The organism is Methylobacterium crusticola, assembly GCF_003574465.1.
GTDB lineage: Bacteria > Pseudomonadota > Alphaproteobacteria > Rhizobiales > Beijerinckiaceae > Methylobacterium > Methylobacterium crusticola.
Window position 1 is genome coordinate 1 of sequence record NZ_KZ984644.1, and the last position, 12,133, is coordinate 12,133.

Here is a 12,133-nt window from a genome sequence, read left to right on the forward strand (position 1 = left end):
CGACGATTCCGTGACGGACGGGTGAAGGCCCCCTCCCCGGCTCTCAAGGTCGGCGGCCGCGCCCTTGACGCCGGCCTGGGGGCTCGTGAGAACCGGCCCCCTTGGACGCCCCTGCGACTGGACGCCCCTGCGACGGCGGGCGGTTGCGGGCGAGGGAGCGAGATCACCGGCATGCAGGACCCGCGAGACGCCTCCGGCCCGCCGGCGCACCCGGCGCCCGCCGCGGTGCGGCCCCAGGCCCTGAGCGTCGGGAAGGCGGCGCGGGCGAGCCTGAAGCGCCAGCGCCCGGTGATCCTGTGGCTGACGGGCCTGTCGGGCGCCGGCAAGTCGACCATCGCCGACCGCATCGAGGAGCGGCTCTGGCAGGCCGGCTACCACACGACCCTCCTCGACGGAGACAACCTGCGCGGCGGGCTGACCAGGGACCTCGGCTTCTCGGACGCGGACCGGGTCGAGAACATGCGGCGCGTCGGCGAGACCGCCAAGCTGATGCTGGAAGCCGGCCTGATCGTGATCTGCTCCTTCATCTCCCCGTTCCGCAAGGAGCGGATGCTCGCCCGCGCCCTGGTGGACGAGGGCGAGTTCCTGGAGATCTTCATCGATACGCCCCTCGCCGAGTGCATGCGGCGCGACCCCAAGGGCCTCTACGCCCGGGCCAAGGCCGGGCTGATCCCGCACTTCACCGGGATCACGTCGCCGTACGAGGCGCCGGTGGCGCCCGAGATCCGCCTCGACACCCTCGGATGCGGCGTCGAGGACGCGGCAGGGCAGGTGCTCGCCGAGCTCAGGCGCCGCGGCGTGATCGCGTGAGCCGGAGCGCCTGACCGCGCGGGCGTCCCGACCCGCCGGCGGTGCAGACCAGCGTTGCCCCGGCGCGCGGTCCCGCGGGGCTGCGCCGGGCCTGGTTCTTGCCTATATGGTGCAGTGCAACAAGAGGTTGGCAGCGGAGACATGAGCGTGGTCGAGTTCGTCCCGATGGCGGAGGCCGCCGGCTTCACGGCGGGCTGCGTCGCCATCCACGCGGCCCGGCAATGGGCCGGGATCATCACCCCGATCCTCACCTACATGGTCTTCGCGCTGGTCGTGTGCCTGTTCGTGGTCATCGGCATCCAGCACGCCGCCGACCCGACGCAGGTGATGGAGTCGATGACCCAGGCGATGGTGACCTTCTGAGCCCCCGCGGCGCGGCCGGCCCTCCCGCCCCCCGGAGGGGCGAGCGCGGGAGGGCCGGCGGGCGCGCCGTGCCCGGTCGCCCGCCGGTCCCGATGATGTAGGATCGCCGCGGGTCCTCTCTCGGGGTTGCGTCGTGATCGTGGCAGCTAGCATCGTCGCCGTGGCGCTCGCGCTGCTCGTCCGGCCGGGGGCGTGGCGCCGCGCGGGCCCGCGCCTCGCCCTCCTGGCGCTCCTCGCCGCCCCGGCGGCGGCGCTCGGCGCGGAGGGCGCCGGGGTGAGCGTGGTGCTGCATCCGGGCGTCGACCAGGGCCAGGTCCAGGCCGTGATGGATTCCATGAAGGGGTCGGGCCGGCCGGTGACCATCCGGTGGGAGGCGGGCGCGGCGCCGGCGGGCAGCGCCACGGCCCCGCCCGCCNTCGCCGAGATCTTCCTCGACGGCCTGATGCAGCGCCTCGAGGGCGTCGGCCGCCTGGCCGAGATCCCGCGCGACCTCGCCGGCGCCTGGCGCCGGGAGGTCGCGCCGGGCGGCGGGGCCGCGCCGCTCGGCGCGCTCCTCCTCGTCGCGGCAGGCGCCGCCGCGCTCGCCTGGGCGGCGCGCGCGCTCTTGCGCCGCGCGATCGGCTGGCGCGCCGAGACGCCGGCCCACCTCACCGAGCGCCTGCGGGCGGGCGTCGGCCGCCTCGCCCTCGACCTCGCGGCCCTGGCGGTCTTCTCCGCGGGCGCCGGGCTCGCCTGGCGCTGGCGCTTCCCCGAGCCCGACATGGCGCAGGCCCTCGGCCTCCGGCTCCTGCGCTACGGCGCGGTCGCCGCCCTGTTCCTCGTCGCCGCCCGCTTCCTGCTGCGGCCGCAATCCTGCGGCAACCGCCTGCTCCGCCTGCCCCACGCGGCCTGGCACACCCGGATGCTCGCCGCCTACGCCCTGCTCGGCGCCGTCGTCGAGGCGCTCGCCGCCCTGGCCCGGCACGCCGGCAGCGCGGCCCTCGTCATCGAGGGCTGGTACCTCCTCGGCGGCACCCTCCTGCTCGGGCTGAAGCTGGCCTGGTTCTGGGGCGGGCGGCGGGACATCGCGGCGCTGTTTCGCGGCGACCCGGCGCCGGCGGGGCCGATCCGGCGGGCCGCGGCGGCCGCCTATCCCTACCTCCTCGTCGCCGTCGCCCTCGCGCTCTGGGGCGCCGGCCCGATCGCCCTCGCGGATCCGGAGCGCGGGCACTGGGGCACCGCCGCGGGCGCCACCCAGGTCATCGTGATCCTCCTGCCGATCTGCGCCCTCGGGATCGACGCCGTCGCCGGCAGCCTGGCGGCGCGCCACCTCCCCGGCACGCCCCTCGCGGCGGCCGCCGCCGCCGCGGCGCGCACCGTCGCCACCGGCGGGATCTGGGTCGCGGGGCTCGCGGTGATCGCCCGCCTCTGGGACCCGTTCCTCGCCGACCCGCGCTCGCACGACGTCCTCACGGCCCTGGTGCGGGTCGCGGCCGCGCTCGTCGCCGGCTGGGCGGTCTGGAGCTTCCTCAAGGCCTACTTCTCGGCCCACCTGCCGGCGGCCCGGCCGGGCCTGCCGGGCGAGGAGGACGAGGCCGAGCCGGCGGCGCAGGGGCGCCTCGCCACCGTGCTGCCCATCGTGCGCGACCTCGCCCTCGGCGCCACCCTGGCGCTCACCGCGCTGATCGTGCTCTCGGCCCTCGGCATCGACACCGCGCCCCTGCTCGCGGGCTTCGGCGTCGTCGGCCTCGCCCTCTCGTTCGGCAGCCAGGCGCTCGTCAAGGACATCGTGTCGGGCATCTTCTTCATGGCCGACGACGCCTTCCGGCTCGGCGAGTACGTCGATACCGGCCGCCTCAAGGGCACGGTCGAGCGCATCAGCCTGCGCTCGGTGCGGCTGCGCCACCAGAACGGACAGATCCACACCATCCCGTTCGGGCGCATCGACCAGATCACCAACTTCTCGCGCGACTGGGCGACGGTGAAGTTCACGATCCGGCTCGACCGCGAGGCCGACATCGAGACGGCGCGGCGCACCATCAAGAAGGTCGGCCAGGCGATGCTCGCCGACCCCGAGCTCGGCCCCGAATTCCTGCTGCCGCTCAAGATGCAGGGCGTGCAGGAGATCGCCGACGCGGCGATCGTGGTGCGCTGCAAGTTCACGGCCCGGCCGCTGAAGCCGAGCTACATCCAGCGCGAGGCGCTCAAGCGCATCCACCGCGCCCTCCAGGAGGCCGGCGTGCCCTTCGCGTCGAACGCCGTCATGGTCCGGCCGGGGCCCGGGGAGGCGCCGCGGCCCCCGCACCTCGCGGCCGCGCTCGCCGTGCAGCCGGCGGCCGTGCAGCCCGCCGCCGAGTGACGGCGCCGTCCGCCGCTCCCCTCCCGGCGCCCCGTTTCCGCGCCCGATCCCATGCCAGACCTGTCGGCGCCGGGGCGCTTCGCGCGTCCTCCGGGCCGGACCGGAGACCTGCCGATGCTGTACGCCATCCTGTGCTACCATTCCGAGGACGCCGTCGGAGCCTGGACCAAGCAGGAGGACGACGCCGTGATGGAGCGCCTCGCCGCCGTGCAGGGCCGGCTCGCCGCGCAGGGCCGGCTCGGGCCGGTGGCGCGCCTGATGCCGACCACGGCGGCCACCACCCTGCGCAAGGACCGGGAGCCGCCGCTGGTCCTCGACGGCCCGTTCGCCGAGACCAAGGAGCAGCTCCTCGGCTTCTACCTCGTCGAGTGCCGCGACCTGGAGCAGGCCCTCGAGACGGCGCGGGAGCTCGGCGCGGCCAATCCCGGCGGCTCCTACGAGATCCGCCCCGTCTCCCTGTTCAATCCGGGGGGCGGCCCGTGACCGACCCGGCCTGGATCGACGCCGCCCTGGCGGCGGCCCGCCCGCGGGTGCTCGGCGCGCTGCTGCGCTACTTCCGCGATCTCGACGCCGCCGAGGAGGCCTACCAGGAGGCCTGCCTGCGGGCCCTCTCGCGCTGGCCCCGCACGGGGCCGCCGCGGGACACGGCCGCCTGGCTCATCCTGGTCGGGCGCAACGCCGGGCTCGACGAGGTCCGGCGCCGGCGCCGGCAGGAGCCCCTGCCCGAGGAGGACGCGATCTCGGAGCGCGGCGACGCCGAGGCCGCGATGGCCGAGCGGCTCGACGAGGCGCATTACCGCGACGACATCCTGCGCCTGCTCTTCGTCTGCTGCCACCCGGACCTGCCGGCCACCCAGCAGATCGCCCTCGCGCTGCGCGTCGTCTCGGGGCTCCCGGTGGCGCGGATCGCCCGGGCCTTCCTGGTCGGCGAGAGCGCCATGGAGCAGCGCATCACCCGGGCGAAGGCCCGGGTCCAGAGGGGCGCCGTGCCCTTCGGGGCCCCCGGCCCCGCCGAGCGGGCCGAGCGCCTCGCCGCCGTCGCCGCCATGATCTACCTCGTGTTCAACGAGGGCTACTCCGCCGGCGCGGACACCCGGGGCGCCCGGGCGCCGCTCTGCGACGAGGCGATCCGCCTCGCCCGGCTGCTGCTGCGCCTGTTCCCGGCGGAGCCCGAGATCCTGGGGCTCGCCGCCCTGATGCTGCTCCAGAACGCCCGCACGCCCGCGCGCTTCGACGCGGCGGGCGCCCTCGTGCTCCTCGAGGCGCAGGACCGCGGCCTGTGGGACGCCCGCGCCATCGGCGAGGGCCTGGCGCTCCTCGACAAGGCCCTGCGCCACCGCCGGCCCGGCCCCTACCAGGTGCAGGCGGCCGTGGCGGCGCTGCACGCGCGGGCCGCCCGGCCGGCGGAGACGGACTGGGCCCAGATCGACCGGCTCTACGCCACGCTCGAGCAGATGCAGCCCTCGCCCGTCGTCACCCTCAACCGGGCCGTGGCGGTGTCGAAGGTGCACGGGCCGGCGACGGCGCTGGCGATGATCGAGCCCCTGGCGCCGCGCCTGTCGGGCTACTTCCACTTCTTCGGGGTCCGGGGGGCGCTGCTGGTGCAGCTCGGCCGGTCCGAGGAGGCCCGCACCGCCTTCGACCGGGCTATCGCCCTCGCCGGGACCGCCGCGGAGGCGGCCCACATCCGGCTCCACCTCGACCGCCTCGCGGCGGACGCCGCAAGCTGACGGGCCCGGCCTCCGGGCCCGGCGCGCGGCGGGTGCGTCCCGCCCGGCCGGGGGGTTGCGGGCCCCCGTGTCCGGGCGCACGCCGCCGCCGCCGCGGACATACCGCCGCCCTCCTTTGGCCTTGCCGCTGCCCCGCACAGGGTTCAATGTCGCGCCCGATTTCGTGCCTGCGCCGCGGCCGGTGCGACGACGGAGCCATGAGCTTGGTGCCCACGACCAGAATCCCCTCTCCCCGCCGCGGACGCGCGCTCGCCGCGCTGGCCCTGCTGCTCGCGGCAGCCCCCTCGCCCGTGCTGGCCGCCCGGCTGGCGGCCCGCGACATCGCGGCGCCCCAGGCCTTCGAGCCGGCGGATTCGCTGGAGGGGAACTTCTTGGCCGCCTACATCGCCGGGGCCTCCCGCGACACGGCCGCCGCCGCCACCTACTACCGCGAGGCGGTGAAGGGCGACCCGCGCAATGCCGAGCTGCTGGAGCGCTCCTTCGTGGCGCTGCTCGCGGACGGCTCGCTGCCGGAGGCGTTCCGGGCGGCGGAGCGGCTCACCGCCCGGGACGGCTCGAACGGCCTGGCGCAGCTCGCCCTCGGCGTGCAGAAGATCAAGACCAAGCAGTACGCGGCGGCCCGCCAGAACCTGCAGCGCGGCGGCAAGGGCGCGGCCGCGGACCTGACCTCGACCCTGCTGACGGCCTGGTCCTACGCCGGCAACGGCGAGGGCAAGAAGGCCTTCGAGACCATCAACAAGCTCAAGGGCGAACGCTACTACAACGTCTTCCGCGACTACCACGCGGGCCTGATCGCGGCGCTCGTCGGCGACAAGGTCGAGGCGGAGCGCCGGCTCAAGGCGGCCTACGACGCCGACCACAACACCCTGCGGATCGTCGACGCGTACGGGCGCTTCGAGGCGGATTCCGGCCGGCCGGACCTCGCCGTGGCGGCCTACCAGGATTTCGACAACGTCCTGCCGCGCCACCCGATCGTGCGCGACGCCCTCGACAAGCTCAAGGCCGGCAAGCCCCTGGCGCCCCTCATCGGCTCGGCCCAGGAGGGCGCCGCCGAGGTGCTGTACGGCCTCGGCTCGGCCGGCACCTCGCAGGGCGACGAGCTTCCGGCCGTGGTCTACCTCAGGCTCGCCCTCCACCTCGCCCCCGAGCACTCCCTGGCGCTCCTCACCCTCGCCGACACGCTGGAGCGCATGAAGGCGCCCGAGCGGGCGAACGAGGTCTTCGCCCGCATGCCGGCGGGCTCGCCCCTCAAGCTCAACGCCGACATCCAGATCGGCCTCAACCTCGAGCAGATGGGCAAGGGCGACGAGGCCATCGCGCATCTCGATCAGGTCGCCAAGACCTACCCGAACGACGTCGACGTGATCTCGGCGCTCGGGAACGTGCAGCGCTCGCGCAAGAAGTTCCCGGAATCCGCCGAGACCTACTCGAAGGCCATCGACCTGATCGGCACCGAGCCGGCCCGCAACTACTGGACCCTGTACTACTTCCGCGGCACGGCCTACGAGCGCGCCCGGGACTGGCCCAAGGCCGAGGCCGACCTCAAGAAGGCGCTGGAGCTCGTGCCCGCGACCCAGCCGAACGGCCGGGCGCAGGTGCTCAACTACCTGGCGTATTCCTGGGTCGACCAGAACCAGAACATCGACGAGGCCTTCCGCATGCTCAAGCAGGCGGTCGACCTGCAGCCGCGGGACGGCATGATCATCGACAGCCTGGGCTGGGCCTATTACCGGCTCGGCCGCTGGGACGACGCGGTGCGCGAACTCGAGAAGGCCATCGAGCTGAAGCCCGGCGACCCCACCATCAACGACCACCTGGGCGACGCCTACTGGCGCAGCGGCCGGCGGCTCGAGGGCAAGTTCCAGTGGCAGCACGCCAAGGACCTCAACCCGGAGCCGGACGACCTCGCCAAGATCGAGGCGAAGCTGAAGGACGGGCTGCCCGAGCCGGAGAAGCCCGCCGCGACCGCCGAGAGCCAGGCTCCCGCCCAGCCCGAGATGCCCAAGGGCGCCCCGACCCCGAGCGAGCCGCCGGCCATGGGCGTCGAGCAGAAGAGCGGCGGCTGACGAGCCGCCCCGAGCAACGGCCGACCCGCCCCGCGGGCCGCGCCCGCCCGGGGTCCGGCGGAGGCCCCCGGCCTTCCCCCGGCCGCCCGGCGGGCGCGGTGTCGCCCGGGCTCCGCACAGCGACGCTTCCGTGACCGCCCTCGCCACCCGCGCTCCCGCCAAGATCAACCTCACGCTGCACGTCCTCGGCCGCCGCGCCGGCGACGGCTACCACGCGCTCGAGAGCCTGGTGGCCTTCGCGGGCGTGGGCGACGCCCTGACGCTGGAGCCGGGCCCGGCCCTGGACCTCGCGGTCGCGGGCCCCACCGCCGGGCCCGCCGGCCCCCTCGGCGACAACCTCGTGCTGCGGGCCGCCCGGCACCTCGCGGCCCTGGTCCCGGACCTGCGGGCCGGGCGCTTCGCCCTCGTCAAGCGCCTGCCGGTGGCGGCCGGGATCGGCGGCGGGTCGTCGGACGCCGCGGCCGCCCTGCGCCTCCTCGCCCGGTCGAACGGCCTGCGGGCCGATCACCCGGCCGTGCTGGAGGCGGCCCGCCGCACCGGCGCCGACGTCCCGGTCTGCCTCGAGCCGCGGGCCCGGATGATGCGCGGCGCCGGCGAGTCCCTCGGCCCCGCCCTCGCCCTGCCGCCCCTGCCGGCGGTGCTGATCAACCCGGGCGTGGCGGTCGAGACCGCCCCCGTCTTCCGCGCGCTCGGCCTGAAGGCGGGCGAGCCGCACCCGGCGGCCCGGGAGGAGCACCCGGAGGTCGACGGCGCGCGCGACCTCGCGGGCCTGCTCGCGCGGATCGGCCCGGCCCGCAACGACCTCGAGGCCCCGGCCCTGAGCCTCGCCCCCGTGATCGGCGACGTCCTCGCGGCGCTGCGCGACCAGGATGGCTGCCGGCTCGCCCGGATGTCGGGATCGGGCGCCACCGTGTTCGGGCTGTTCGCGCACCGCTCCCGGGCCGCCCAGGCCGCGCGCCGGATCGCCGCGCAGGCCCCGGGCTGGTGGGTGCGGCCGACGCTCCTGCGCTAGAGCATTCTTCGACGGCGTGGATGCCGGTTCGTCGCAGACGAGGCGGCAACATCGAAAGCCTGGAGCAGCGATCGCCAGCAACGCGATCGGGTGCCGCTCTCGAGCGGCCCCCGCGCGGGTGCCCCGTTCCCGAGGAACCCTGCCCGGGATTCGCTGCCCCGGAGGTCCGCGCTCCGGCGGCGCAGTGGGCCGGTCCGGCCGCGGCGAAGGCCGGCTGCGGCCCGGCCTCACGCGGTCAGGCTGACCGCGATCGTGCTGCCGTCGAGGAGCGAGAACCGGATTCCCGCCGTCCGCAGGGCCGCCAGGACCGCCGGCCGGCTGCGGGCGGTCGGGCCCTCGCTGTTGTCCTCGAGGCGCCGCACGGTCGACAGCGACAGGCCGCTCGCCTGGGCGAGGTCCTTCAGGGTCCAGTCGAGGAGCCCCCGGGCGGCGCGCATGTGATGCCCCTCGACGGCCTGCTCCAGGCCGGCGCGGACGTCGTCGACGGGCAGGGCGAGGCGCGAGGCCGCCGGGTAGGCCATCGTGGTCCAGGACCGGATGACGCCCCGGCCGTCGCGCACCGGCACCGTGACGTAGGTGAAGCGGGCCCGGTCGCCCCCGGCGAGGATCAGCTTGGGGGTGAGCGAGAAGGGCTTGCCGGCCAGGAACAGGGGCACCGCCCGGTCGCGCCACAGGGCCCGCTCCTCCGGGACGGCGGCGCGGGTGAAGTCCGCCGCCAGCTCGTCGTTCGACAGGCCGGTGAGCGCCAGGCACTCGGCCGAGAAATCCCGGACCGGGAAGGTCCGGAACGCGGTCGTGAAGATCCGGGCCACCTCGAACAGGGCGCGCCGGCGCCGCGCCTCGCTGCGGTGGGCCCGGGCCAGCATCTCCTGGTCGCTGACGTCGATCATCACGCCGGCGGCGCTCAGGGGCCGCCCGTCCGGGGCGACCCGGACCCGGCCCCGGGTCGTCAGCGTCCGCAACGTCCCGTCCGGGCGGATGATGCGGAACGTGTGCGCCTCGAGGATGCTGGCCTTGACGATCTCCGCAATCGTGGCGAGCCCGAGGCGGTCGTCCGGATGGACGAGGTCGAGGAGCAGCCCGTAATCCGGGCTCACCCGGTCCGGCGTCAGCCCGAGGATGCCGTAGAGGCCCGACGACCAGAACTGCTGGTTCGTGACGAAGTCCCAGCGCCAGGATCCCGTCAGCCCGGTTCTGTCGGTCAGCCGCAGGAAGTCGCCGGCCGTGAAGGCCGGGTCGCTCGTGTTCATGGCAGCACAATCCCGTCTCAGCCGCCGGGTGAGCACCTGCGGCCGGGTTCCAGCGCGCGGGCGGCCTCGCGGCTCCCTTTCAGGAAGGCACGTTTCTCTCCCTGCGTCACGGGGGGCGCGTTGCGGAGCGGGGCCTACTGCGGAGCAGGACTTGGTGCGAAGCGAGACTTGGTGCGGAGCAGGGCCTGGGCCGCGCCGAGGGGTGCTCACCGGGCGCGGCGGATGGTCGAGGCGCGAACAAGAGCGGCCTCGATCCGACCTGCGGCGCGGGGGTTTAACCGAATATTCTGTTCCGGGAACTCACTCTCCCGGCACATGCGGCACCACGCCAGGGAACGGGCATGCAACGGCGGTTCGGAACGATTGAGAGATACGACGCGGACCGCGAGCTCGACCGCCTGATGGCCGCGCTCAGGCGGCTGCTGGCGCACCGGGGCTACGTGCGCGGCGAGATCGTCAGCGAGAAGCTCAAGCGCCTTCTGCCCCAGCGCGGCGCCGCGGTCGGGTGGGACGAGGTGCGGGCCCGCCTGCGGACGGCGTGTTCCGACCAGGTCGCGTTCGACTACATCGCGCGGAGCGTCCAGGTCGAGCTCGACCTCGCGCACGGACGGATCGTGCAGGGGCGGTGAGGCGGCGCTCGAGCAGCGTCCGGCGACGTGGGCACCGGCTCGTCGCAGGCGACGCGAATACACCGGGGACTTGGCGACGAGGCAGGGACTTGGCGACGAGGCAGGGACTTGGCGGCAAGGGGAGAGTTCGCGGCAAAGCCGCGGATCGAGGCCGCGGCCGCCCCGGCCGGGACCGGCGCTAGCGCGCCCGCGCGATGCAGAAATCCACCGCCTCCAGCAGGGCTTCCTTCATCGGGCTCTTCGGGAACAGCGCCAGGGCGTCGCGCGCCATGGCGCCGTAATGCCGGGCCCGCTCGATCGTGTCCTCGAGCGCCCGGTGGCGCCGCATGATGCCGAGGGCGGTGTCGAGGTCCCGGGCCTCCTCGATCTCGGCCCGCTCCAGGGTGCGGCGCCAGAAGGCGCGCTCCTCGTCGGAGCCGCGCCGGAAGGAGAGCACCACCGGCAGGGTGATCTTGCCCTCGCGAAAATCGTCGCCGACGTTCTTGCCGAGGTCCGCGCTGGTGCCGCCGTAATCGAGGGCGTCGTCGACGAGCTGGAAGGCGATGCCGAGGTTCATGCCGTAGCTGCGGCAGGCGGCGACCTCGGATTTCGGCCGCCCGGCCAGCACCGGCCCGACCTCGCAGGCGGCGGCGAACAGCTCGGCGGTCTTGGCCCGGATGACCGCCAGGTACTCGTCCTCGGTCGTCTCGGTGTTCTTGGCGGCGGTGAGCTGCATCACCTCGCCCTCGGCGATCACGGCCGCCGCGGAGGAGAGGATGTCGAGGGCCCGCAGGGAGCCGACCTCGACCATCATCTTGAAGGCTTGGCCGAGCAGGAAGTCGCCGACGAGGACGCTGGCCTCGTTGCCCCACTTGATGCGGGCCGCGACCTTGCCGCGGCGCATGTCGCTCTCGTCGACCACGTCGTCGTGCAGGAGCGTCGCGGTGTGCATGAACTCGACGCTGGCCGCGAGCTTGACGTCGCCGTCCCGCTCGCCCTCGGCCGGGCCGTAGCCGCACAGGGCCGCGGTCGCGAGGGTCAGGATCGGCCGAAGGCGCTTGCCGCCGGACGAGATGAGGTGGTTGGCCACCTCCGGGATCATCGTGACCTCGGACCCGGTGCGCGAGAGGATCATCGCGTTGACGCGGTCCATGCCGCCCGAGACCAGCGCGACGAGGGCGTCGAGGCTGGCTTCCGGATCGGAGGATTTGTCTTCGAAGGGAAGTACGACGCCCACGCCCGCGAGTTCTCCTCATCCGCCCCGGACCGGCGGGTCCGTCCCGGCCGCCGCGCACGGGGCGTGTCCCCGCCCCCTTTGGCACGCGACCGCCCCCGGCGGCAACACGCAAGCTGCCGCAAGCCCGTCACCGCACCCGCCCGCCCCGTGCCCGGACCGCGGCCCTCACCCGCGGCCCTCACCCGCAACCCTGTGGCGTGCTAAGCCTCGCCGGGCGACGGGCCGGCCGGCGTCGCCGCGCGGACGCGGTGCGGCACGGACCGTGCGGGGCGGGCGGGCGTGCGGGATGCCGCGCGGCCGTGCCCGCCTTCACGCAGGCCGCTTCCCGGGACACCGCTTCCACCCATGATCGAGTTGATCCGCACGAACGACCTCGTCCTGATCGGGTTCGCCGAGTCGCTCCTCGAGGGCGCCGCGATCCCGGTCCTCGTGGCCGACCGGCACATCAGCGGCATGGAGGGCATGATCGGGGCCTTCCCCCGCCGCCTGCTCGTGCCCGAGGACCACGCGCTCCAGGCCCGGCGCATCCTCACCGACGCGGGCCTCGGGCACGAGCTGCGGGACGATGCCCGGCGCTGAGCCGGCCGCCTGGCTCGGCGGGCGCCTGCGGCTGGCGCAGGTCGGCCGCGGCGGGCACCGGGCCGGCACCGACGCCGCCCTCCTCGCCGCCGCCGCGGGCGCCCGCCCGGGCGAGACCGTCTGCGACCTCGGCGCGGGGC

11 protein-coding genes and 1 pseudogene are annotated in these 12,133 nt (G+C 75.1%); 10 read left to right on the forward strand and 2 right to left on the reverse strand.

All coding sequences use genetic code 11. The annotated features are described in order from the left end of the window. Nucleotides 1-225: 225 nt before the first annotated feature. The 8 genes and pseudogenes from cysC to DT057_RS04710 all read left to right on the forward strand — a co-directional run. Nucleotides 226-810 (forward strand): annotated as a pseudogene (gene cysC / locus DT057_RS04680) (adenylyl-sulfate kinase); the annotation flags it as partial. Nucleotides 811-957: 147 nt separating this feature from the next. Beyond that, nucleotides 958-1,173 carry a hypothetical protein gene (locus DT057_RS04685; protein ID WP_128560959.1) on the forward strand — a complete coding sequence of 72 codons (216 nt, stop codon included), beginning with the start codon at nucleotides 958-960 and terminating at the stop codon, nucleotides 1,171-1,173. 139 nt (nucleotides 1,174-1,312) lie between these two features. Next, the coding region (locus DT057_RS36025) for a hypothetical protein (RefSeq protein WP_203236183.1) at nucleotides 1,313-1,588 on the forward strand (276 nt) is incomplete at its 3' end. A gap of 486 nt (nucleotides 1,589-2,074) precedes the next feature. Beyond that, a complete protein-coding gene (locus tag DT057_RS37475; protein ID WP_420870302.1) occupies nucleotides 2,075-3,511 on the forward strand; it encodes a mechanosensitive ion channel family protein in 1,437 nt (478 codons plus the stop codon). Nucleotides 3,512-3,625: 114 nt separating this feature from the next. Then, a complete protein-coding gene (locus DT057_RS04695) occupies nucleotides 3,626-3,994 on the forward strand; it encodes a YciI family protein (RefSeq protein ID WP_128560961.1) in 369 nt (122 codons plus the stop codon). Further along, the gene (locus DT057_RS04700; RefSeq protein ID WP_128560962.1) at nucleotides 3,991-5,241 is read left to right on the forward strand and encodes an RNA polymerase sigma factor; all 1,251 of its coding nucleotides are present in this window, start codon (nucleotides 3,991-3,993) and stop codon (nucleotides 5,239-5,241) included. Before DT057_RS04695 ends, DT057_RS04700 begins: the two co-directional genes overlap by 4 nt. Before the next feature lie 197 nt (nucleotides 5,242-5,438). Beyond that, nucleotides 5,439-7,307 carry a tetratricopeptide repeat protein gene (locus DT057_RS04705; RefSeq protein WP_128560963.1) on the forward strand — a complete coding sequence of 623 codons (1,869 nt, stop codon included), beginning with the start codon at nucleotides 5,439-5,441 and terminating at the stop codon, nucleotides 7,305-7,307. A 130-nt stretch (nucleotides 7,308-7,437) separates the two neighbouring features. Next, nucleotides 7,438-8,319, forward strand: a complete 882-nt coding sequence (locus tag DT057_RS04710; protein ID WP_128560964.1) for a 4-(cytidine 5'-diphospho)-2-C-methyl-D-erythritol kinase — start codon at nucleotides 7,438-7,440, stop codon at nucleotides 8,317-8,319. Between the two features lie 227 nt (nucleotides 8,320-8,546). Here DT057_RS04710 and DT057_RS04715 read toward each other — a convergent pair whose 3' ends face one another. After that, nucleotides 8,547-9,569, reverse strand: a complete 1,023-nt coding sequence (locus DT057_RS04715) for a PAS domain-containing protein (protein WP_128560965.1) — start codon at nucleotides 9,567-9,569, stop codon at nucleotides 8,547-8,549. 341 nt (nucleotides 9,570-9,910) lie between these two features. Here DT057_RS04715 and DT057_RS04725 point away from each other — a divergent pair, with 341 nt between their 5' ends. Further along, nucleotides 9,911-10,198 (forward strand): hypothetical protein, encoded by a 288-nt coding sequence (locus tag DT057_RS04725; protein WP_128560967.1) that lies wholly within the window; start codon nucleotides 9,911-9,913, stop codon nucleotides 10,196-10,198. Between the two features lie 178 nt (nucleotides 10,199-10,376). On the opposite strand, the gene DT057_RS04730 is transcribed toward DT057_RS04725, so the two are convergent. Then, a complete protein-coding gene (locus tag DT057_RS04730; protein ID WP_128560968.1) occupies nucleotides 10,377-11,414 on the reverse strand; it encodes a polyprenyl synthetase family protein in 1,038 nt (345 codons plus the stop codon). Between the two features lie 345 nt (nucleotides 11,415-11,759). Between DT057_RS04730 and DT057_RS04735 the strand changes: the two genes are divergently transcribed. Continuing rightward, complete coding sequence (locus DT057_RS04735; RefSeq protein WP_128560969.1) at nucleotides 11,760-11,993, forward strand: putative signal transducing protein; 234 nt, start codon at nucleotides 11,760-11,762, stop codon at nucleotides 11,991-11,993. The last annotated feature ends 140 nt before the right edge of the window (nucleotides 11,994-12,133 follow it).